The organism is Paenibacillus sp. FSL K6-2524, assembly GCF_038005525.1.
Taxonomy (GTDB): Bacteria; Bacillota; Bacilli; order Paenibacillales; family Paenibacillaceae; genus Fontibacillus; species Fontibacillus anaericanus.
The window spans coordinates 1757351-1778850 of sequence record NZ_JBBOSP010000001.1 but is presented as its reverse complement, the minus strand read 5'-3'; the positions used below and the strand labels follow the sequence as shown (position 1 = coordinate 1778850).

General features: G+C 45.1%; 14 protein-coding genes. 3 read left to right on the top strand and 11 right to left on the bottom strand.

Annotation, left to right across the window (positions count from 1 at the left end; all coding sequences use genetic code 11):
- Positions 1-553: 553 nt before the first annotated feature.
- The 10 genes from NST85_RS07820 to NST85_RS07775 all read right to left on the bottom strand — a co-directional run bounded on the left by NST85_RS07820 (position 554) and on the right by NST85_RS07775 (position 15619).
- The gene (locus tag NST85_RS07820) at positions 554-3460 is read right to left on the bottom strand and encodes a VWA domain-containing protein (RefSeq protein ID WP_341189022.1); all 2907 of its coding nucleotides are present in this window, start codon (positions 3458-3460) and stop codon (positions 554-556) included.
- The gene (locus NST85_RS07815; RefSeq protein ID WP_341189021.1) at positions 3444-5441 is read right to left on the bottom strand and encodes a vWA domain-containing protein; all 1998 of its coding nucleotides are present in this window, start codon (positions 5439-5441) and stop codon (positions 3444-3446) included. The genes NST85_RS07820 and NST85_RS07815 overlap by 17 nt, the downstream gene beginning before the upstream one ends.
- Before the next feature lie 25 nt (positions 5442-5466).
- Positions 5467-6402: a DUF58 domain-containing protein gene (locus tag NST85_RS07810; RefSeq protein ID WP_341189020.1), complete on the bottom strand. Its 936-nt coding sequence runs from the start codon at positions 6400-6402 to the stop codon at positions 5467-5469.
- Positions 6399-7388 carry an AAA family ATPase gene (locus NST85_RS07805; RefSeq protein WP_341189019.1) on the bottom strand — a complete coding sequence of 330 codons (990 nt, stop codon included), beginning with the start codon at positions 7386-7388 and terminating at the stop codon, positions 6399-6401. The genes NST85_RS07810 and NST85_RS07805 overlap by 4 nt, the downstream gene beginning before the upstream one ends.
- 27 nt (positions 7389-7415) lie before the next feature.
- Complete coding sequence (locus NST85_RS07800) at positions 7416-9125, bottom strand: phage tail tape measure protein (RefSeq protein ID WP_341189018.1); 1710 nt, start codon at positions 9123-9125, stop codon at positions 7416-7418.
- A gap of 41 nt (positions 9126-9166) precedes the next feature.
- Positions 9167-10081 carry an ABC transporter permease gene (locus NST85_RS07795; protein ID WP_127194930.1) on the bottom strand — a complete coding sequence of 305 codons (915 nt, stop codon included), beginning with the start codon at positions 10079-10081 and terminating at the stop codon, positions 9167-9169.
- Positions 10068-11009 carry an ABC transporter ATP-binding protein gene (locus NST85_RS07790; RefSeq protein WP_127194929.1) on the bottom strand — a complete coding sequence of 314 codons (942 nt, stop codon included), beginning with the start codon at positions 11007-11009 and terminating at the stop codon, positions 10068-10070. The genes NST85_RS07795 and NST85_RS07790 overlap by 14 nt, the downstream gene beginning before the upstream one ends.
- 3 nt (positions 11010-11012) lie before the next feature.
- The gene (locus NST85_RS07785) at positions 11013-13430 is read right to left on the bottom strand and encodes a DUF7408 domain-containing protein (protein ID WP_341189017.1); all 2418 of its coding nucleotides are present in this window, start codon (positions 13428-13430) and stop codon (positions 11013-11015) included.
- A gap of 127 nt (positions 13431-13557) precedes the next feature.
- Positions 13558-14457: a formyltetrahydrofolate deformylase gene (gene purU, locus NST85_RS07780; protein ID WP_127191949.1), complete on the bottom strand. Its 900-nt coding sequence runs from the start codon at positions 14455-14457 to the stop codon at positions 13558-13560.
- Positions 14458-14506: 49 nt separating this feature from the next.
- Positions 14507-15619 carry a deoxyribonuclease IV gene (locus NST85_RS07775; protein WP_127191950.1) on the bottom strand — a complete coding sequence of 371 codons (1113 nt, stop codon included), beginning with the start codon at positions 15617-15619 and terminating at the stop codon, positions 14507-14509.
- Positions 15620-16217: 598 nt separating this feature from the next.
- Between NST85_RS07775 and NST85_RS07770 the strand changes: the two genes are divergently transcribed.
- The 3 genes from NST85_RS07770 to NST85_RS07760 all read left to right on the top strand — a co-directional run bounded on the left by NST85_RS07770 (position 16218) and on the right by NST85_RS07760 (position 19693).
- Positions 16218-17669 (top strand): IS1182 family transposase, encoded by a 1452-nt coding sequence (locus NST85_RS07770; RefSeq protein WP_127195312.1) that lies wholly within the window; start codon positions 16218-16220, stop codon positions 17667-17669.
- 539 nt (positions 17670-18208) lie between these two features.
- Positions 18209-18676, top strand: a complete 468-nt coding sequence (locus NST85_RS07765) for a DUF2621 domain-containing protein (RefSeq protein ID WP_127191951.1) — start codon at positions 18209-18211, stop codon at positions 18674-18676.
- A gap of 105 nt (positions 18677-18781) precedes the next feature.
- Positions 18782-19693: a TIGR01777 family oxidoreductase gene (locus NST85_RS07760; protein ID WP_341189016.1), complete on the top strand. Its 912-nt coding sequence runs from the start codon at positions 18782-18784 to the stop codon at positions 19691-19693.
- Positions 19694-19735: 42 nt separating this feature from the next.
- Here the strand turns inward: NST85_RS07760 and NST85_RS07755 are convergent, their stop codons facing one another.
- Positions 19736-21496: a DUF6382 domain-containing protein gene (locus NST85_RS07755; RefSeq protein ID WP_341189015.1), complete on the bottom strand. Its 1761-nt coding sequence runs from the start codon at positions 21494-21496 to the stop codon at positions 19736-19738.
- Between the last annotated feature and the right edge of the window lie 4 nt (positions 21497-21500).

Here is a 21500-nt window from a genome sequence, read left to right as displayed (position 1 = left end):
TCGATGCGACTTTCCTATCCTTTATTCTTACTTCTACCCCATCTGTATCAAAGTGAACATGATATTCCTTATCTCATACCCTGCCCTGAAAAGAAGTCATTTTATGCATAAGCGCTTAGTTTAGCATTGCAATTTAACTTTGCAATTCATAGATCTGAGATCTTCTATACAACCTTACCAATCCGTTCAATAGTTGTACAAACTACATTTATCTAGAGGGAACACAGGTGAAGTTGAGAAATAGATGTATATAGTGCATTTAAAAAGAACTTATCGGCAAAAAGTGGTAGCTTCATAATCATTAGTTGTACTTGGTGCAATTAAACTGATGCCCTGCATCAGTAGGCCAAATTTAGTTGTATTATGTGCACTTAGCACTTTAATGATCTAAGTTCATCTATGACCTTGGAATAACGTTAGCGCTCTTTCAAGTAATAATCTAGAACTGTCTTGAATGTAAAGAAAAACGCCGATTGGCGTTTTCCCTGATGCAATAGTTATAAAGCGCTGCAATAGCAGCGGCGCAAGACATGGCGGACGCTTACTAGATAGACTAGCGCTTGCCTCGGCGCTTGGCATCCAGCAGGCGGCCAAGCCGCTCTGCCCCCGGCGCGGCTTCCTCCTGCGGAGGGGAAGCCGGTGGCGGGGTCTTCGCTTGCGGCTGCGCAGCGCGCGCGGACCCCGCGAGCTCGCCCGCCGCCCCACCTATTGGTGGGCGGGCGGGCGGTGCCTGCGCCTTCGGCGGAGCGGCGTCCCCGCCCGCGCCGCCGTAGAAGGCAGCGGCGCGGGACTTGCGCGCCGCGAGCCGGGCGAGCCCGGCGTCCGCCTCTGCGGACGCTCCGGGCTGCCCTTGGCCTGCTGCCGCGCGCGAATCCGCGCGGCGACGCCAAGGCATGGCGGCGAGTAACGCCTCCGCCATGCGGCCCCATGGCAACGCTAGACGTCGCACAGCGATGTCGACGAGCCATAGCATCAACGCTGCGACCAGCAGCGCATAGTCCCAATCGCGAAGCGATTTGTACGGCTTGGTCGTAAACTCAAAGACCGCTTGCGGATTCTCCCAAGTCAATACTCTACCGCCCGTAAGCTCGGCAAGCGTCTGAAGCTTCTCTTGTGAATCTTCAGTGCGGAGGTGATATTCCGGTGAATAAGGGATAACAAACCCCGTACCTGTTCCCCCATCGATTGATTCTCCACCACTTTTACCCTGCAAGTTAATCAGGAAAGATCCTGAACTACTAACTTCCATTATTCCAGTGTACACACCCGGAGAGCTCTGAACTAATGGAATTCGCGTCTCCTGAGAATCTTCTCCGGCTACTACCGCTTCCAATTCCTCCGGCACCATGTCCCCTTCTGCCTTTACTTCAAAATGAACCTCGTTACCCTGAACCACGGTATTTACTTCATAAGGTGAAGCCGTAAATTGAGGGAACGTCCATTTCACCATCTCCGTAAACAAGTCAGAGAATTTCGCCCATTCCACCCAATCTCGTGACCATTTCCCCGTTAGATCACTTGTCCAAGCCACGCTTCGCCCCGATCCATATTGCCATCTTGCAAGTAGCGGGTCTGGCTCTGGACTAGCCAGTACGGTCTGTGCCGTGGATTTTGCCGTTGCTGCCACATAACCATAAATTTTCGGTAATCCTCCCGAGAGTAAATCTTGCCAATCTCCCGTTTGCACAAGTGCTGGCACAAATGGTTTGTCCACGATATACGTTCTAGCAATCATCGCCGCTTCTCGGCTAAAGATAGCCGGTAATGTCGTAGCATCCTTAACGAGATAATATCGGCCTTTTGCACCTTTAGCTAGCGTTTGCAGCAACTGCACGTCCGCATCATCACCTACGGCGACAGTGGACATCGTTATTTTCTCCTCATTCATCGTAGTCAAAAGATCGTTATACCCCGAATTTAAAGCAGACTGCCCATCGGTGAGGAGGATAATATGTTTACGCTGTGCCGAAATATCTAATATTTTCTCAGTCGCACTCGCAACTGCTGGATAGATATCCGTTCCTCCCGCGCTCGGAATACTTCCAATCTTCGCGATCACGCTATCTTTATCATCCAATTTCTGCGGTTCCACGACCCACCAAGGCTGATCATCGAACGCCACGACTCCAACCGTATCCTTAGGTCTCAATAATTCAACCGTCCGCATAGCTGATTCCTTAGCAAGCTCTATCTTGTCACCGGACATACTGCCAGAACGGTCAATAACGAGAATAAGTCCCAGCGACGGAATCTCTCTTTTGCCTTCTAGCTCCATAGAGACGGGGAGCAGCTTCTCGATAGGTGTCTTATAATACCCACCCATGCCAAAGCTATCTTCGCCGCCAACCATCATAAATCCAATCCCATAAGAACGAACGGCTCCTTCGATCATCTCCATCTGTTTGCCGCCAACTTGATCACCCGAGACGTTGTTAAAAATAATGCTATCATAGGCTGCGTACTTAGCCATTTCCGAAGGGAGTAACCCCGGATCTATGACAGAATAATCGATTAATCCTGATTGAAGAACATTCTCCAGATTAGAAGAGGTACCACTCTTTCCTTCTACGATCAATACCTTAGGGCTTCCCGACACCCGGGTAAAAGCATAATTTGCATTATTAGCGGACTGCTCATCACCCTCGGCAAAGATTTCCGCCCGATAGCGATGAAGTCCCGGTGCTCGAGCCATCCCCTGCAGTGCAAAGCGATTCTCACCCTGTTCTAACGCTACTGTCTTTCTCCCGATTTCAGTATTATCTTCATACAGCCGAAGTTCTCCAGTCCCAGAATATGTACTACTAATCAATACATCAAAAGTGAAAGATTCAGCCAAATATAATTTCTCTGGTATCTGAAGTGATTCTACCGAAACATCCTTCCGATCGGGTTCGTCGTATGGCAATACATCTACCGTAATTCCTCGTTCCTTCAGTAGCTTAGCACCATTTAGAACTTCGCCTATATTTTCTTCCCCATCTGAAATGAGCACCACATGTCGGTTACCTTGCCCACCAAATAGGCTTGCTGCAAGCTGAAGACCTTTCTCCAAATGAGTAAAACCAGGATTGACCTTGCCACCAAGCGACCCTTCGGTGAGAAGAGATGTGTCCAGATTTTTTTCTACAACCGCATCGAGTCCTAAGGATACTGCCCCAATACTGTCTTTCGGTTCTTTCCCTTCACTAGCTTTCATCATCCACGCTGATACCGAGCTGGATTCTCTCATACTAGCGGACCGATCACTTAAGAAGACGACTTCTTTATCTTTGACTAGCGTGTAAGTACGAAGTCCAGCAAGTAGTAGAATAAGTAGCGTCACGATCGTAATTCGAAGACCTATAGCCCATTTCTTCCGACCACCAAGTAATCTGAAATCAGAGCGATACGCATATCGTGCACCAAAGACTAGAGGAATCAAGAGTAATAACAACAAAGGATGATCAAATTGAACGCCCACGTTGATACACCCCCCACTCCGCTAGAATAACAATCAATGCCAGCCATGCAGCTAAATAAACCAAAGAAAGACGTGATTTCGATGGCTGGATATCCCCCTGCAATTTGTCGCCTACCTCACTATTTCCATTCACTACTTGCTGTGTACCATCAGCACTATTCAGCGGAAGTGGTTCACTTTCATAAATAACTGACTCCATTGAATCCGCAGCTACCTCTACATTAAATCCTGGCAGAACTGCCCCACTCTCATCACGCATTTCAAACTTCCATAATCCTGGTATAGCTGGGGTCTCCTGCTGCGATGCAATATTCTGCCCTACACGCTGCACCGGTATTGAACTCGCCCCTAACGAAACTGCATAACCATCCTTTGGTACCCATGAAGCATCCACTGCTGATGCAGTTACTGGAACATCTATGATCTTTCCGGCGGTCACACGCCCAAGTCCAGTCATGCGTCCTGACTGCAACCACTGCACAGCATTATTCACAAGAATCGGAAATTCGGGCCGTAGCGGTAAATCCCCTTCCGTCAGCGAGAAGAGAAATCTTAAACGTGGAACCCCAGATTCCATTCCGGCATACATCACCGGAAGTCCGTCCATTTTTAGAATTGGCTTAGCCCATGTTGGGACGGTTTCCTTCTGAATCTCTCCAGCCGGTGGCTCTGTTAGAGATAAATACCGGATTACCGGGTGACTTTCCACCTTCATCTCTCCACTGGAAGGTTGAACTCGTTCTCCCTCGCCACCTAATGTCCAGAGCGGTGTCTCCCTGAGTAGTAAGGCCCATTCGTCTTCTTTAAGGAACGCCGGAGTCTCACCATCAACAATGACGATATCTGGGCTCTGTGTTGGCAATTTTCGTGTCTCTGTATTGTCAGTTTGTCCGACACTAGCATGTTCAGAATCGAGATCCATCAAAGTCACGCGCGCTCCAGAGAGTTGCAATGCCTTCTCCAAAAATAAATTTCCAGCAGATAATAGCAAGACATTGGGTACCCCCCCCTGTTCCCGAAATGCAAAGACTTCGTTATCTGGGGCATAGTCATCTTCTGGACTTAGTTTCAGCTTATAGACATCACCGATAGGTAACCCATCGAAGGACACCGTAGTTCTCTTCCCGCCTTCAAGTACTGTTTGCTTGGAAGCAGCTAATTTCCCATCACTATATAAATCTAAGGTCACTTCTATCGGAGAAGTACCATAATTCCGAACGACAGCCACACCAAGACCCTCAGTTGAAGACTCTTCATTCTTAACTCCGAATTGTTCAACACCTACATTTATTGCAGTCCCTTTTCTATCATTCAGAGACACCACCTCTACAGGAACGTCAAAGACGATATCTGCAGATGACTCATTCCATTGTCCATCTGTATAGAGAATTACATTAGCCTTCGGATCATCCTGTGTTAGTGCAGCCGCTAGAGACAAAGTCTCCCTGTAAGCTGCTTTGCCATAATCGACAGATAAAGATTCGATCACTTTCCGCAGTGACTTTCCGTTCGTCTCCCGGGATAGCAATACCTCTGGCTCACTTCCGAGCTTCACGAGTGTTACCTCATTTCCCCGCTCAAGCGAGTCAGCGTATTGGATTAACTGTTCTTTCAATCCATGAAGTCGATTCTCTAGCTTATCGTGTTTGCCTGGACTTGTGGCATCATTCCATCTTGCGCTCATGCTGGCCGACGTATCGACAATGATGACCGTATGACCTTGCGTACTTCCGTGAACCCACACGAAGGGCAGCATCAGCGCAAATACGAGCAGTGCGGCAACTAACAATTGTAACCAAAGCAACAGACGATTCTGAAGTTTTTGCCATGGACGATTCGCCTCGATATTGCGTAAGACTTGATTCCACAACAAATGGCTGGGAACGACCGTGTCGAGATATTTTCGTTTGAACAAATACATCAGTACAATAACCGGAATGGTTAGACCAAACCACAATCCTGCCCAAGACGAAATCCCCATGACGTCCCCTCCTTGTTTATTATTCCTAAGATCCTACTACCCCAGCGCCGCGCAACGTCTCGAAGATTCCCTTCTCGAGTGGCAAATCAGTTGTAGCCTGCACATAACGAATTCCTCGATCACTACAGAAGCGGGCGATCTCTTCTCGATATTGTTCCAGTGCATTACCGTATCTCTCCAGCACTTTACCCGTCAGCGCAATTTCTTTGCCCGTTCCTAGTTCACTATCAAGTAACCGTAAATCTCCACTAAGTTTAGGAAGGATTTCTTCGGGTGATAGCACCTGTACAAGTACTATCTCCTGGCCCGTAGCGAGTAGCCAAGATAGCGTTTCTCCTAAGGAGTCAATCCCGCCTTCCAACCAGAAATCAGAGAAAATCCAGGTCATCCCAGCCTGCCTTGGCATGGATTGAGGACGCCTTAACGCAGTAGCTAAGTCACCTACTCCACCTACCTTGGCATCCTGCAGGAATGTAAACAATCTAGCTGCTGAAGCCTTCCCCCGAATCGGTGGTAGTTTCCCGTCCACTTCACTTGCAAAAAGAGTAGTTTGGACTCGGTCGTATCCCGCTAATGCCATGTAGCCTACAGCAGCAGCCAGCGATTTAGCATAGTGTAATTTATTCTCAGCATGGGGAACTCCGGTTCCTTCCGCTCCAATAGAGCGATTCCCTCCGAAATCCATGGACGCCGAAACATCTAAATAAAGATTGACATGTAATTCTTGCTCATCCCAATATTGCCGGACAAATGGCCTGCCCGTTCGCGCATAAACTCCCCAATCGAAACGCCGGATATCATCTCCTGGTGCATACTCCCGGTAATCGGCGAATTCTAGAGAAGCGCCCAAACGACCCGAGCGGCGTTTCCCCTGCGTTGTTCCTCTAACTCTGCGTTTGGAAGCAATAGATAACCGCTCCAAACGAGGTATGAGAGACGGTGGAAGTAGCGGATCGATCATCTTGAACCCTCCAACGCCGATAAAATATCCTCTACCAATCGATCAGTAGACACGCCCATCGCCTGACCTTCAAAATTAAGAAACAGCCTATGACGCAGCGCAGGGATGGCCACAGCGGCAATATCACCTGTCGATAAATGCATACGTCCCTTGGATATCGCTCTTACTTTCCCTACCGAAATCATCGACTGAATACCGCGAGGCCCCGAACCATATGCAACATATTTACGCACAGATTCCGGCGCAGAAGGATCATCTGGATGGGTCATCATTAAGAGTCGAACTCCATATTCCAGGACATCATCGGATAAGAGTACTTCTTTCGCTATCTGCCGGATTTTCAGCATTTCTTCTGAAGATGCCAGCTTATTAACAGTGGTTGAATTTACTGCCGTAGTGCGACGTACAATCTCCTTCAACTCCTCTGGGGAAGGATAGGTCACATTAATTTTGAGCAAAAACCGATCGAGCTGTGCTTCGGGTAATGGATACGTCCCCTCATTCTCCAATGGGTTCTGCGTCGCCAGTACAAAGAAGGGCTGTGGCAGATTCCGAGTGTCTCCAGCAACCGTTACCGTCTGCTCCTGCATCGCCTCAAGTAAAGCACTCTGAGTTTTTGGAGTGGCTCGGTTAATCTCGTCTGCAAGTACGATGCTGCTAAACACTGGACCTGGTTGAAACACCGTGTCAGCCGCACCTTGCGGTCCGAATCGAATCACATTCGTACCTGTAATATCACTCGGCATCAGATCCGGTGTGAACTGGATACGCGAGAAAGACAGATCTAGCGTATCGGCGATCGTGCGAACCAACATCGTTTTGCCAAGTCCAGGTATCCCCTCCAACAAGGCATGTCCACCTGCAAAGACACACCAGAGTAGTTCTTCTACTACATCTTGCTGCCCCACGATGACACGGGCAATTTCTTCCCGTACCGCTGATATTGTATTTTTGCAATATTCCATCTGCTCTTTTGGATCCAACATCTCTTGTCCTCCTCATCCATTCCTAACTCATGACCCGGGATCAATCTCAGTAAAATAACTTTCTACTAAGCTCTGCATGCTTTGCGGAAGATCTGTCCGCTCCAAGGATCGTTTAGCCTCCGATGCATAATCACTATATACCTCTTCGTAGGGTCGGCTTGCCCCATCAAATACAGGGGAAGTTCCCCCTTTTTGCACACTACCTCCACTAGTTGGACCACCATCATTCTGAATATTTCCATTGCCTTTGTAATCTCTAGGTGTCGTCACTAAGTTCCGTCCCCCAGTACCCAATCCGGCACCCGAACCCGAACCAGCGCCGCTCCCAGATCCTGAACCTGAGGCAGAACCAGATCCACCTCCAGATCCGGAGCCGCTCCCACTACCAGCACCACTCCCAGATCCTGAACCACTGCCTGCACCTTGTCCTTCTCCAGATCCTTGTCCTTCTCCGGCACCTTGACCCTCGCCTTGTCCTGCTCCCTCTCCAGCCTCTCCTTGACCGCTCGCAGGAGTACTCGAAGTAGCTAACTGTTCCGCACTGCCACCCATGCTCCAAGTATTCGATACGGCAAGTCCTGATGCTGCCATATTCTCCGCCAAATCCAATCCTTGTTTGGCAAGAGCAGAAGCTAGCTCCGCAGCATTCTCGGCTTGCTGAGAGCTGCTTCCTGCAGCCTTCGCCGCTTGCTGCAATGCCTCATCCAAGTTCTGAAGCGCCTGCTCCATCCCAGCTTGTTCACCCTTAGCAATAGCTTCTGCAGCTTGCTGTAACGCTTCTGCTAGCTTCTGCGCATCCGGATCATCTATTGGCGCTGTCTCTGCTAGCTGCTTCAACTCATCCGCTAGTCGTTGCCGCTCTTCAGGAGTTGAACTGACCATTTCTTTGCGAAGCGTCTCCATTTGTTCTGTAAGAGATTCGGTATCCTTCTTCTCTAAAGCCTCACTCAATCCCTTGGAGGTCGGATTTGTCTTCCATGATTCAAGCCACTTTGACTGCTCCTGTTGTTTCAACTCAAGCTTGTCTGACATTTCTTTGAGTTGCTTCATGGCTTGCTCCATACTGGCTAGCGCTTCATCAGGTTTAGAGCTATCTTCCAGCGCTTGTCTCAAGCTACTTAGTTCTTTGGCCAACGGATCACTCACAAGCGGTTCCAGGTTACGTTCTTCTAATTCCTTGGCCAGTTTATCCGTATCTTTCTTCTGCTCATCTACCCATTGCTGTTCTAGCTTTTTCTGCGCAATAACCTCATTCATAGGGTTCGGGAGTACAGCAAGCAATATGACTACCAGTAATCCTGCCGCAATAGGAATCCACATCTTACGCTTGAACGGAAAAGGAAGGCGTTCCTTGAGATCACGGATATAAGCCCCACCGTATTCTATTGCCTGGTTTCGCTGTAAGGAAGCAGCCGGGACATCAGCAGCAGCAAATTCTAGTGATGTTGTCATTGCATCCAAACGCTCTACTCCACTTTCCGTACGATCCATCTCACGTGCAACTTCGATATAGGAAATTGGCATAAGTAATCCTCTTACCAGACCAGTGATCGTGAGGATAACGAAACTTCCAAAGGCATACCATAGAAGCCCTTCAACTGGCCACAGTCGTCCGGCCGCAAACCAAAGGATCGCAGCAACCATTCCTACCATCAGGCCGATCCTTGCACCCTTCCATCCTCGGAACCATCGTAACCGCGTACGAACCTTATTGAGTTGGCTATATATCTGCTCCACTTTTCCGCCTCCTTCCCGCAATCATTTAACGTCTACATCCCTTACTCTATTGGGTCCATTATTGGACTCGATTTCACTCTATTCCTTCTAACCGGACGGATATAACGGATGGCTAGCCACAGCGCAATAACGATCACTACACTATATACAATTAAAAACTGTTGCCATAATTCAATCGGCGCATCTGCATTTCCACCGTTCACTTGAAACACCGAATCTGAGAACGACGGCTCTAGTATACTAATCAATGCCCCAGCAGGATTAAGCCCTAGTATATAACCGATCCACGAATAACTAGAATAGCTAGAAGGTCCACCTGAACTATACATTTGCGTCTGCACAATGCCCATTGCAAAAATATAGGCTATCCCTGTTGCAAGAAAAATTACCAGCCCTACACCATATGTCATGATGACGGATACCATCGTTTTTTTGAAAATGGTGGAGAAGAATACGCCTAGCGCTCCCAACAGTAGCATAATGAACAAATAGAACAAGAACACGAAAATTAGCTGCTTTGGAGAAACCCCGCCGTATAGAAAAACAATGCTATAAACTGGCAACGTAGCTAAAATGACTAGTGTCATGAAGCTAAGTGAAGCTGCTAGCTTACTCAGAATAATCGTAGCTGAGCTCTGCTGTGTAGTCAGTAGCATGTTCAACGTCTGCTTCTCTCTTTCGCCGCTGATTACCCCGGCGGTCAACGCCGGCGTCATAAATGCAATCAGCACAAGCTGCGCTAGACTAAGTGCATAGAACATCAGACGACTGGTAGTTGGGTCTAGGCGTCCTCTACTCCCCATCCCGCTCGCTGTCATCACATAAATAATTCCCATACCAAGCAGCCCCATCACTAGAACATATATGAGCACCGAATAAGCTGCCCGGGGAGTCCGCATGCGTAGTACAAATTCTTTATCCAATACAGGATTGATCCATTTTCTACGCCAATTCATCACCGGATGTACCCCCTTTCGTAATTTCCAGGAATACATCTTCTAAATTAGTTTGAGCCTCATTAAAAGATACTACCTGATAACCCGATTCCATTATTCTACCTAATAGCCCCGACTGCTCAGCATCCCCGCCGCTAAAGTGAGCATGTATACCATACGAGTCACTCATAACCTGGCTGACATATGCCTCATCTCGCAATTGTTCAGCTAGTTCCTCCGAACGTTCTAGTACCCGAATATGGAGTACACGCTTGACGCGAAGACTATCTTGAATATCTGCCACCTTGCCTTGAGCTACCATGACCCCATGTTCGATTACACCGATTTCATCCACCATTTCCGCTAGCTCTGGCAAAATATGTGAGGAAATGATAATCGTCTTACCCATCAGTTTCAGTTCTTTCAATATTTCTCTCATTTCAATTCTAGCCCGTGGGTCGAGACCAGAAGCGGGTTCATCCAAAATAAGCACATCGGGATCATGTACGAGACAGCGAGCAAGACAAAGACGTTGTTTCATACCTCGAGATAAACTATCTACGTATGCATCTTTTTTATCATTCAAATTAACGAGTTCTAGCAACTGTGGAATCAGTTTCTCGCGTTCATGTCGCGGGATCCCATAACTGGCCCCATAGAAATGCAAATATTCGGTCGTCTTGAATTGATCATATACGCCAAAGAAGTCCGGCATGTACCCTATTCTTTTACGAACCTCATGTGGTTGTTCCGTCACTTCAAATCCACCAACACTCGCGCTACCTGAAGTAGGTAGAACTAGCGTGGCTAAGATGGACATTGTCGTCGATTTACCGGCCCCATTGGGTCCAACAAAACCAAATACCGTCCCTTTGGCGATAGATAGATTAACCGATTTCAAAGCTTCGAAGCTACCATAGGATTTCGTCAAATTCCTTATCTCGATCATCGGCTATTTCCTTCCTTTCAGGGAGATTTCCGGCAATGCAAAGTTAGACCAATCCGTTGTAGTAATCCGAATTTGCAACATTCCGCCTGCATTAATATAAGAATTAATATTTTCGTTGAACTCTACTTTACCATTGTTCCAGCTTAACACTTCCCACTCTTCACTATCGTTGTTCCAGAACTCCGTTGTCATGGCGCCGTTGATGTCACTTTGCATGATAGCTAGATAGGAATATTCGATACTCTCATCCTTAGGCAAAATATAATCAAAGACTGTCTCACCTTCGGACATTTGAACTCTTCCTGGACCATTTGCACTCAATTCATTAGCTGTTGTACTGCTAGCACTGCCACTGATTAGTCCATAAGGGATGTTCACATTACCATTCGCCTCAAACTTCGGTGATACTGATTGAACCCACATATTCAGGTCTTCCGATGCCACACTTTTTCCATCCACTTTATAATCACTTAATTTATCCTTATTCCATGCGAGAAACACATTATTTACCGTTGCATTGGAGCGTCCAAAATAATTATTTATAATACCTCTTTCCCGTTCCCACTCGTCGATATTACCGTAGCTAACACCGTAAGGAAAAAGAGTCGATCCATAATCACCATAGTTAGGCATACTCGTAGCTGCTGGTATAGACAAGCTCTTATTTTTTGGTAGATCTCCAAGTATAAACACTTTGCCACCTAAAATTAACGCAGCATTACTTAAATCTGATGTTGTATTGTTCGTTATATTACCCATTGGATTTCCCTGATCATCATAGCTAATATCGATATCTACTTTGCCGAACTCCCTAGTTTCTGGAGTATCGAGCCACATCTTAGCCATAGATCGATGGGTCATATCCTTCAATTTCAAAGTGGTTTTCTCATCCTGAACACTAATATATTGTCGATCTGGACCTCCAGTTTGACCCCCACTAAGTAGGCCATCCTCTCGTCCTACTAATAAATGAGTACCTGCTGCAAATTCCAGATTATAATCACCTGCACGAGGTACAAACAGGGCGGATCCAGCTATTCGATTGGCATGCCCTTTTCCATCCAGCTCCATAATACTTATATTATGTGCAAGAATTGATGATTTGCCAGATGTCCCCGCAATATAGATGCCCCCACTCGCAAGCACGGCAATCAAGGGTATGAATAGCCATGCCCATTCCCGCTTATCTAATTTCTTCAGAACATAGTACAAAATGGGTGCTACTAGAATGGCGTAAGCGAGAAGTAACCATACCAATAAAGAGAATGGTGGAAGCGTTAAGGATGGAAAATAATCTAGAATGTAATCCAATCCGGACATAAATCCACTTTGAGAGCCATATATCCCTTGAAGATTAGGTAATATGGAAAGTTTCTGGCCCAGCTCTGTACTCCATACTTCCCCATGACCACTCCATGAGTTCAAAGGCTCCATCGCCACATCATAAGCTGCATAATGAACTTCACCTTTGCCTACTAACCATGAAGCAAATAGCGGATCTTCTTCAGCTTGAAGCGAAACATTCGCTCCTTCTTTGGGTTTGGCTTGTGATATTGGAAACGGAGATTCAAATTTCAACGGCTTATCCCCGCCAATTATCGCTAATTGAGGGAGCGAAGTTACATCCGTTTGACCTATGTATTCAACTGGAGATATGTCTTCTAGTCCCTTAACCGTCTTAGCATAGCCAGAGCCACCTGCCAATACGAGAGTTCCTCCCTTAACCACCCAAGAACGAATTGCTGTAATTTGCTTGGAGCTAAGGCTGTCAGTTGAAAAATTATTAACTACAATAATATCTAAAGGATCCAGCAATGTGCTATCATCAGGAATTTGCTCCCCATTAAGCGGAATCACCGTTAAATCTCGACCCTGACTTTGTTGGTTTAGCGTTTTCAAGAAATTTAGACTGTCCGGATCTTGAGCAAGCACACCGATCAGTGTACTTGCCGTAGCACTTGATGCTAAATATGACTGACCCACTGTAAAAGGAATGTATTCACCTGACTGGGCAGTTCCTTTATAGAATCGGATCGTATTATTTCCTTTGTTAAAAGAAGCACCAGGAATCCCCAGTATCACCTTCTTCGACGTTCCGGCAGGTAGATCTACCTTTTTAACATAAGAACCACTACCATTTATATAGGAATACTCTGTCTGAACAACAATTTCCCCGGATACGTCAACATCACTTTTCAAGGTAATCGTAAGCGGGTTCCACTCACCATCTTTGATATACCCGTTATATCCCATTTCGCTTTGAATACTAATCGCTGGCTGAGCCGCATAAGCCGACTGTGGCAACACCCCAGCAAGAATTATCATGACTGCTAGCCAAAGTGAAACCAAGCTAGTTATCCGTTTTACATGAGGAAGAAACAAGTGATTCTCTCCTTTCTGAATTAAAAGTACCTTTGCCAACTATAACGACTTCTAAATAGGTAAAGTTACATAGATTGCTATTTTCCACAGTAAAACAAAAACCGCCTAGCGAGACAGATGCCTTGCTGTGGCGGTATTTGACTAAGATTTATCTATCTTATTTTAACTAATTAAACACAACCGTTTTGTTCTGATGAACGAGAATCCGATCCTCAATATGCCACTTCACTGCCCGGGCCAATACAACACGTTCAATGGTTCGACCAATCCGCTTCAACTCACTAACATCATCACGGTGACTTACGCGCTGAACGTCCTGCTCAATAATCGGACCGCCGTCTAGCTCTTCCGTCACATAGTGAGCGGTTGCGCCAATAATTTTTACACCGCGTTCATATGCCTGAGCATACGGTTTACCACCCACAAATGCAGGAAGGAAGGAGTGATGAATATTGATAATCCGGTTGCGATACGGTCCAATTAGCGCCGGGGATACGATCTGCATATATCTGGCGAGTACGATGAGATCGACTTTACCATTAACGAGATCAAGTTGTCTTTGCTCCGCTTCTAACTTCGTATTCGCTGTTACCGGGATATGATGATAAGGAATTCCGAAAGACTCTACAAATTCCTTCATATCAGGATGATTACTGATAACCATCGAAATCTCAGCATCCAGATCACCTGCTTGCCATTGCCATAGTAGTTCCACCAAACAATGGTCTTCCTTGGAGACAAAGATGGCCAGTTTCTTCTTGTAACTTAGCTGATGAATATTCCATTTCATCTGAAACTTATCTGCAATTACGGAGAAATCTTTCTCCAATGCGACAAGCTTCTCCCCCAGCAGATCAAGATCGAATTCCACCCGCATGAAGAACATTCCGCCCTCTGGATCCATCGTATACTGATCCGATTGTACAATATTAGCGCCATGTTCATGCAGAAAGTGTGAAACCGCTGCTACAATACCTGGTCCATCCGGACATGAAATTAACATCCGAGCACGATTATTTTCATAAGGTTTGACAGGTCTTCCGCCTGCCTTTATATGCGTATCCATCTTTCTCTCCATTCCCCCTGCATCATTGTGAGTTCTATTACGTTAAATATTAAACTCTAGCAGCCAACCACGCCACCAGAAGTTGATTCACTCGTTCCTCTGAGTGATCTGGGAATAGATTTGCTTCCATCACAAGATCATATAGTCGTTCTAACGGTTCACGTGGATCCGCTTTTTTAGCCTTGGCATCGTTTTTAAGAAGATCCCAAGTATCTAATACAAAGGCACGTTGCTGAAGATCACGCTTAGCAAAGAATTCACTTAGCTGTTCAACTTCTGCCACGAATGTAGCTCCTAGTCGTTCAGCAACTTGTCCTCTAAGAAGCGCGATTTCCACTTCATACATCGGACGTTGAGTCTTAGGATTCTTACCAATCCAAGGTGTCTCTAGAATGAAAGGTCTACCTTGTAGCGCTTCATGATGAACCAAAGCATGGATAGCTTCGAAACCTATCCAACCTGATCCAATTGGTGTATGGCGGTCTTTGCCCGCCCCAACTGGATTTTTGCTGTCATTAATGTGCACTACGGCGATCCGGTTCAGTCCAATAGTCTCATCAAAATGACGCAACACTCCATCCAGATCATTTACAATATCATAGCCCGCATCATGAATATGGCAAGTATCCAAACATACCGTCAATCGTTCATTATGCTCTACCTTATTAATAATCGCAGCAAGCTCTTCAAAGCTTCGGCCTATTTCAGTACCTTTGCCAGCCATTGTCTCTAAGGCAATGTTAACATCGGTTTCATTCGTACCATTTAACACTTGATTCAAACCTGCGGCAATTCTATCGATACCATACTCCGCATCTTTGTCCGTGAATGCACCGGGATGAAGCACAATGTTGCGGACACCAAGTGCGTGCGTACGACGGATTTCTTCCTGCAGGAAGTCAACTGCTAGCTCGTAGGTATTGGTCTTATATGAACCCAGATTGATAATGTATGGTGCATGAACGACGATCTCATCAATTCCTGCAGCCCCCATGGCGGTCTTACCTTCTTCGATAAACATCGACTCTATGGGTTTACGCCGTGTATTCTGCGGTGCTCCAGTATATATCATGAATGAGTTGGAACCGTAAGAAGCAGCCTCTGCTGTTGCGCTTAACAACCCTTTATCTGAGAACGAAACATGTGAACCTATTTTTAACATTTAATCTCCTCCTTCTAAACACCTCTTATTTTATCCTCAATAACGAAAATAATCTAGGTGAGTTGAAAAACGAAGGCATGTAGTCCAAAGTATCTTTCCTCAACTAAAAAATTTTTCACTACTCTTATTGGCTTATCTCTCAATCTATTTACATCCGTTAGCCCGTCCAATCAAAGATGGTTTGAGGATCATAAATTGTATAAAAAAAGGAGGTTATCATTATGTCTTCGAGAAAAAAAGTAATAGTAGTAAGACTCCATCCTGGACAAAAAGCGATTGTTATTTGTAGACATCGAAAGAATCAACGGAACCGGAACAATCGGAACACTCAAAATATTCAACCCATTCAGAATACTCCGAATTTTCCTTGCTAATGAAATGCACGAACGCTCATTTGAGCGTTCTTTTTTTAGTTCTTCTATTCAGGTTAACTAGGGCTTCACTGACTTTATCACTGGAAAAATAAAAAACACCCTCGATTATTCGAGGCCACTGAAAAAGTCCATATTATATAAAAAGCATAATGCTTCTCGAATTTTGAGGAGAATTATGCTTTTTTTCTATATAATTAAGGTACTAATCCGAGTAGGTGAATGTAATGATTAAACAACAACAAACCTTGGCTTTAAGCCCCTATATAGAACTTTATAACTTAGTGATTCCCAAAGATAATATGTTGCGGCAAATCAATGAACTTGTCGACTTTTCTTTTGTTTATGAAGAACTGAAAGAGCGTTACTGCTTAGTTAATGGCCGAAATGCGGTCGACCCGATTCGAATGTTTAAGTATTTGCTCTTAAAAACAATTTTTGAGTTGTCTGACATAGATATCGTCGAGCGTTCGAAGTACGACATGTCATTCAAATATTTTCTAGATATGGCTCCTGAAGATCCAGTGATTGATGCAAGTTCATTAACCAAATTCAGAAAGCTGCGGCTGAAAGACTTGAATTTGCTGGACATGCTCGTAGGCAAAACAGTTGAAATTGCACTCGAAAAGGGCATTATTAAAAGCAAATCCATCATCGTCGATGCAACCCATACAAAAGCACGCTACAACCAGAAATCGCCTCGGGAAATCTTGCTGAATCGTTCCCGAAAGTTGAGAAAGGCGGTCTACAAGGCGGAGGAATCCCTAAAATCCAAGTTCCCGGTCAAGAATACCAGCGATGTACTTGAGGAAGAGATTGACTACTGTCAAAAACTCATTGCCGTGCTTGAAGCCGAAGGTGGCATCTGTGAATTACCCAAAATAAAAGAGCCCTTGAATCTCTTGAAAGAAACGGTCACGGATGACCTGGAGCAACTGAGGATCTCCGAAGATCAGGATGCCAAGATAGGCCACAAGAGCGCAGATTCCTCGTTCTTTGGCTACAAGACCCATATTGCCATGACGGAGGAACGGATCATTACGGCAGCCATTGTCACGACAGGCGAAAAGAATGACGGTAAGCAATTGCAAACGCTGATTGAAAAAAGTAAGGCAGCAGGTATGGAAATTAGATCCATAATCGGAGATACTGCTTACTCCGAAAAGGACAACATTGTTTACACTAAAGACAATGAAATTGAACTTATCGCCAAACTTAATCCTCGTATTACACAAGGCGCTCGCAAGAGAGAAGATGAGTTTCAATTTAATAAAGATGCGGGTATGTACGTGTGTAAGGCCGGGCATATGGCGATCCGAAAAGCGCGCGGAGGAAAGAAAGCCATCGGGAGCAACCAAGTCGATACGTACTACTTTGAAGTAGAGCAATGTAAAAGATGCCCGTTTAAAGAAGGTTGCTATAAAGATGGAGCAAAAAGTAAAACCTACTCGGTGAGTATTAAATCTACCGAACATTCAGAACAAACGACGTTCCAAGAAAGTGAGTACTTTAAAGAGAAAGCAAAGGAACGCTACAAAATAGAAGCAAAGAATAGTGAACTCAAGCACAGACACGGGTATGATGTAGCCACTTCCTCGGGTCTATTAGGGATGGAGCTTCAAGGCGCTATGGCTATATTCACGGTTAATCTAAAACGAATTATGAAGCTGTTGAAGTAAGAAGCTAGCCGTATAGGCCTGCTTAAATAACGCAAAGACGACCTTCACCCCGAAATACGGGAAAAAAGGTCGTCTTTTTATTAGTCTAACTTTAGCAGTTCTGAAAAACTACAAGTTCTTCAGTGGCCTCCGATTATTCAAGCGTGTTCCACTATCTCTGCCCTTTTCCGGGTTGATTATATTCTTATAACATTCGCATCTTGAACCGTAACCCCCGCTGAATACGGTAAGGCCGATTCAAGATGCGCTATAAGTTGCCCTCGTCGCCTGTAATCAAGCTGTACCCATGACATTCATCACTAGATCCTAACTTTGGTCAGGCAATGCTTCCCAAGATGCTCCTTATACCCAGTTCTACGTTTCACTATCTTGAATCGTTTCAAATAAAGTTACTTTTTCTTCCTGCACTATCTCCTCTGGGGTGTATAGTAATAATTGTCATTGACATCCTATATGAACTCTCGAAAATAATCTTGAAATAAGGTATACTTCTTATCAGATTGAGGTGTTATAAGAGTATAGATGAGGTGATAATAACCATGTGGCACTCTACTTTGTACACGCTTACCACGTCTGGACCAAATCGTTGGTTTATGAATTCCATTGTGTTCTGGGGATTTATCATGCTTGGAGCCATGACGATTGGCGGATTCTTTATGTTTCGTAAATTCATAAAGGTGCTTCCTAAGGCTGATGGTATGTCCAAACTCGATTGGCAGAATCATTGGGTAGAGAAAAGTCGTCATTTATGGACGGATGACGCTAAATCCTTCCTCGAATTACTCGTGGCACCTGTTCCGAGTGCGTTCAGAGATATTGCCAAACACTCCATTGCCGCCGAAATCGGCAAAATCGCATTACAAGATAGCGCGGAAGAAGTGACTCGAGACCACTGCATCAAAGGTTATATCGTTGCGACACCTCAGAGAGATAATAAGTTTCTCGTTCGTTTCTTAGAGAAGAATCAAATCGATTATAGTCCTTATCAACATCTGCTGAACAAATAAATTACCGAACTTCCCATCCGGCCCTGACATTCTTGATTCAGTCAGTGGACGGATGTTTTTTTATTATTAATACAATTCGGTCTAGCTCAAGGGAGGAAGATGATATTGAAGATCGTCATTTTCGGAGGAACGGGATTTATTGGTAGTGCATTAATGTCATTTTGGTTGGAAAAGGGATATGAAGTTATCATTGTAACGCGAAAACAAACAAAAAGAATGCTTGCTCAAGAACATCCTGCACTTTCCTACTTAACATGGAATGAGCTTGAGAATAATGTGACTTCCCCACACGATGTGAGCGCAGTGGTTAATCTAGCTGGTGCCACTATCAATCAACGTTGGACTCCTAGCGCCAAGGTGAACATTTTGAAGTCGCGATTGACAGCCACAGAGTCGGTAGCACGCTGGGTTAAATCTTTAGACTGCAAACCGGAGGTTGTTATACAGGGGTCTGCTGTAGGGATTTATGGAACTTCTCTTGAGGAGGAGTTTGACGAGAATTCAAAGACTTCCTCCCATGATTATTTGGCGAATGTGACTAGACAGTGGGAGAATGCTGCAGATCATGGTTTTCAAAACATTCGTCTGGTTAAACTTCGGACAGGTGTTGTACTCGGAAATAACGGCGGTGCCTATCCGCTCATGGCTCTTCCCTATAAAATCGGAATCGGAGGCCGAATAGGAAGCGGAAAGCAATGGATTCCGTGGATTCACCTTTCGGATTTGGTTTCTTTAATCGACTTTTGTATCTCCCACCGTGATGTCGCCGGTCCAGTTAACGCGGTTAGTCCTAATCCCGTCACCAATAATGAATTCGGTAATACTATCAGTTCTGTATACCATAGACCACACTGGCTTCCGCTTCCGGAATTTTTCCTAAAAACTGCGTTAGGGGATATGTCCTCGCTCCTACTAGAAGGCCAGAAAGTGATGCCACATGCCGCACTGCGTTACGGCTTTGAATTTACCTATCCTACATTGCATGAAGCGTTAGTCGATCTGAAAATGAAATCGTAGCCTATTGAAGAATCTCATGCAGAAAATCCATTGGTTTGCTGATTACATTCCTTCTTTGCAACACTTAAAGGAAATATCAGCGATCGAAAATACATCTCCCGCCTCAAGTGGGTAGTCTTTATAGGGAGCAATAAGCTCTCCTTTTAGTTTAGTGCCATTCTTAGAACCCAGATCTTTCAGGCTACAACCCTTTGTCGTAATCATCAGCTCAACATGAGCTCGTGATGCCCCTACTGCTTTCTCCACATACTGAACAATTTCTTCCGACCGACCTATCACAAAACTTCCCGTCTTCAGAGCAATACGCTGAGTTCCTCCTCCTGTGGAGTCATAACGTTCCAAATAGCTAAGCGTCGCTGGCAGAGGCAAAGAATAACTATCCCGATCCTGAACCATAGGTCTCTTCAGTAATACAGTTGCTGGGTTAACAGGGGGACCTATTACTTTTCCTACTACCGAGTCATTGTATTTCTCCTTCGGGGTAGCGTAAGGGATCTGAGTTGGATAAGGTTCTTGGATAGGATTCGATACGTAAGTTGGATAATCAATCTGAGTTGAATAGGCTTCCTGAGTTGGTCGAGGTGATTGCGGTTGCTGTTTATGCGCATTTTCTGGATTCTCTCTTGGAGCATTAGGGAAAGTGACGTCCCCCACGTCATTCCATCTCCACTTCTCATCAAATTCTGCGATGTTCGGCTTGCCCCACTGGCCCTTCTTGCCCTTCCATGTCATCTCTTCCTGCTTCTGATCTTGATCATCAAAATTAGTTGAATTAGATTGAGCTAACTCCTTAGCCAGTCCTTTCACTGGTAGCTGCAGCTTACCCGCCCTTATGAGCAGAACGGCAACACCAAATATAAGAGTCAGTCCCATACATATATATAAATTCAAGCTTACAGGGTGATCTAAGTATAGAAGCTTCCAGCATAATGCATCGATAAGTATTGCTCCAACTATGTAATAAAAAAGCTTGGGAGAGCCCAAACCACTTTCATCTGAATCCGCAAGTGTATCATTATCATCAGAATGAAATAATTGCGGAGACTTCCATATTGGAGACTCGTTAGATTCATTTCTCCTCAGGGAGCTATACTCTAATCCAACTCTCTCACTAGCAACTGCCGATTGGGAATACGATGGTAAATATTCTTTTATTACGGCTCTAGATTCCTCATATTTACTTTGCATCTGTAACTCATGGCTAGATTTATGGCGCACTGTTGGTTCATCATCAGCCAGTAACTCAATTAGCATCCTCTTCAATGCCGGAATAGAGAATAAGTCATCCCGACAAAAGGATAATATTTTCTGGATTCCATTACCCTCCATATGCGAGATACTGGTCATGAGTCTTGTGATCAAACCCAACAGCATGATATGAACCGGATCTACAATTAAAGGTTCCTTCAATGGAACATAGGTGAGATAGAGTATACCGCTAGTTAAGGGTTCTTCTACAAAAATAAACTCCTCTTCCAAAATGTAATTTCCCGGAGATAACATATATCCTTTACTATCATCCAACACAGTAATGATCTGGAGAAGGAGGCTGTAAAACTCCGGCATACTCATCTTATCGCTCTTCAAACATTGAGATAACATTCTTCTGCCCGTAATATCATAGTGAAGACTAACCTTGTAATCTACTTCTCGAATGTCCAGCCGCAATAATCCAGGTACAGAAATTGACATCAGCATCTCCTTCTGTACCAGATTGATCCGTTGGGGTTCTATATGACCTTCCGCTCTCAAAATCATAAATGTTCCGCCATCCCTGACATAGTCAACATGTAAACCCATCATTAGC

Coding starts and splice junctions, on each gene's coding strand:
- NST85_RS07815 (WP_341189021.1), bottom strand. CDS start 5,441: ATGGGGATTTCGTCTTGGGCAGGATTGTGGTTTGGTCTAACCATTCCG.
- NST85_RS07810 (WP_341189020.1), bottom strand. CDS start 6,402: ATGATCGATCCGCTACTTCCACCGTCTCTCATACCTCGTTTGGAGCGG.
- NST85_RS07805 (WP_341189019.1), bottom strand. CDS start 7,388: ATGTTGGATCCAAAAGAGCAGATGGAATATTGCAAAAATACAATATCA.
- NST85_RS07795 (WP_127194930.1), bottom strand. CDS start 10,081: ATGAATTGGCGTAGAAAATGGATCAATCCTGTATTGGATAAAGAATTT.
- NST85_RS07790 (WP_127194929.1), bottom strand. CDS start 11,009: ATGATCGAGATAAGGAATTTGACGAAATCCTATGGTAGCTTCGAAGCT.
- purU (WP_127191949.1), bottom strand. CDS start 14,457: ATGGATACGCATATAAAGGCAGGCGGAAGACCTGTCAAACCTTATGAA.
- NST85_RS07775 (WP_127191950.1), bottom strand. CDS start 15,619: ATGTTAAAAATAGGTTCACATGTTTCGTTCTCAGATAAAGGGTTGTTA.
- NST85_RS07770 (WP_127195312.1), top strand. CDS start 16,218: ATGATTAAACAACAACAAACCTTGGCTTTAAGCCCCTATATAGAACTT.
- NST85_RS07765 (WP_127191951.1), top strand. CDS start 18,209: ATGTGGCACTCTACTTTGTACACGCTTACCACGTCTGGACCAAATCGT.
- NST85_RS07755 (WP_341189015.1), bottom strand. CDS start 21,496: ATGATGGGTTTACATGTTGACTATGTCAGGGATGGCGGAACATTTATG.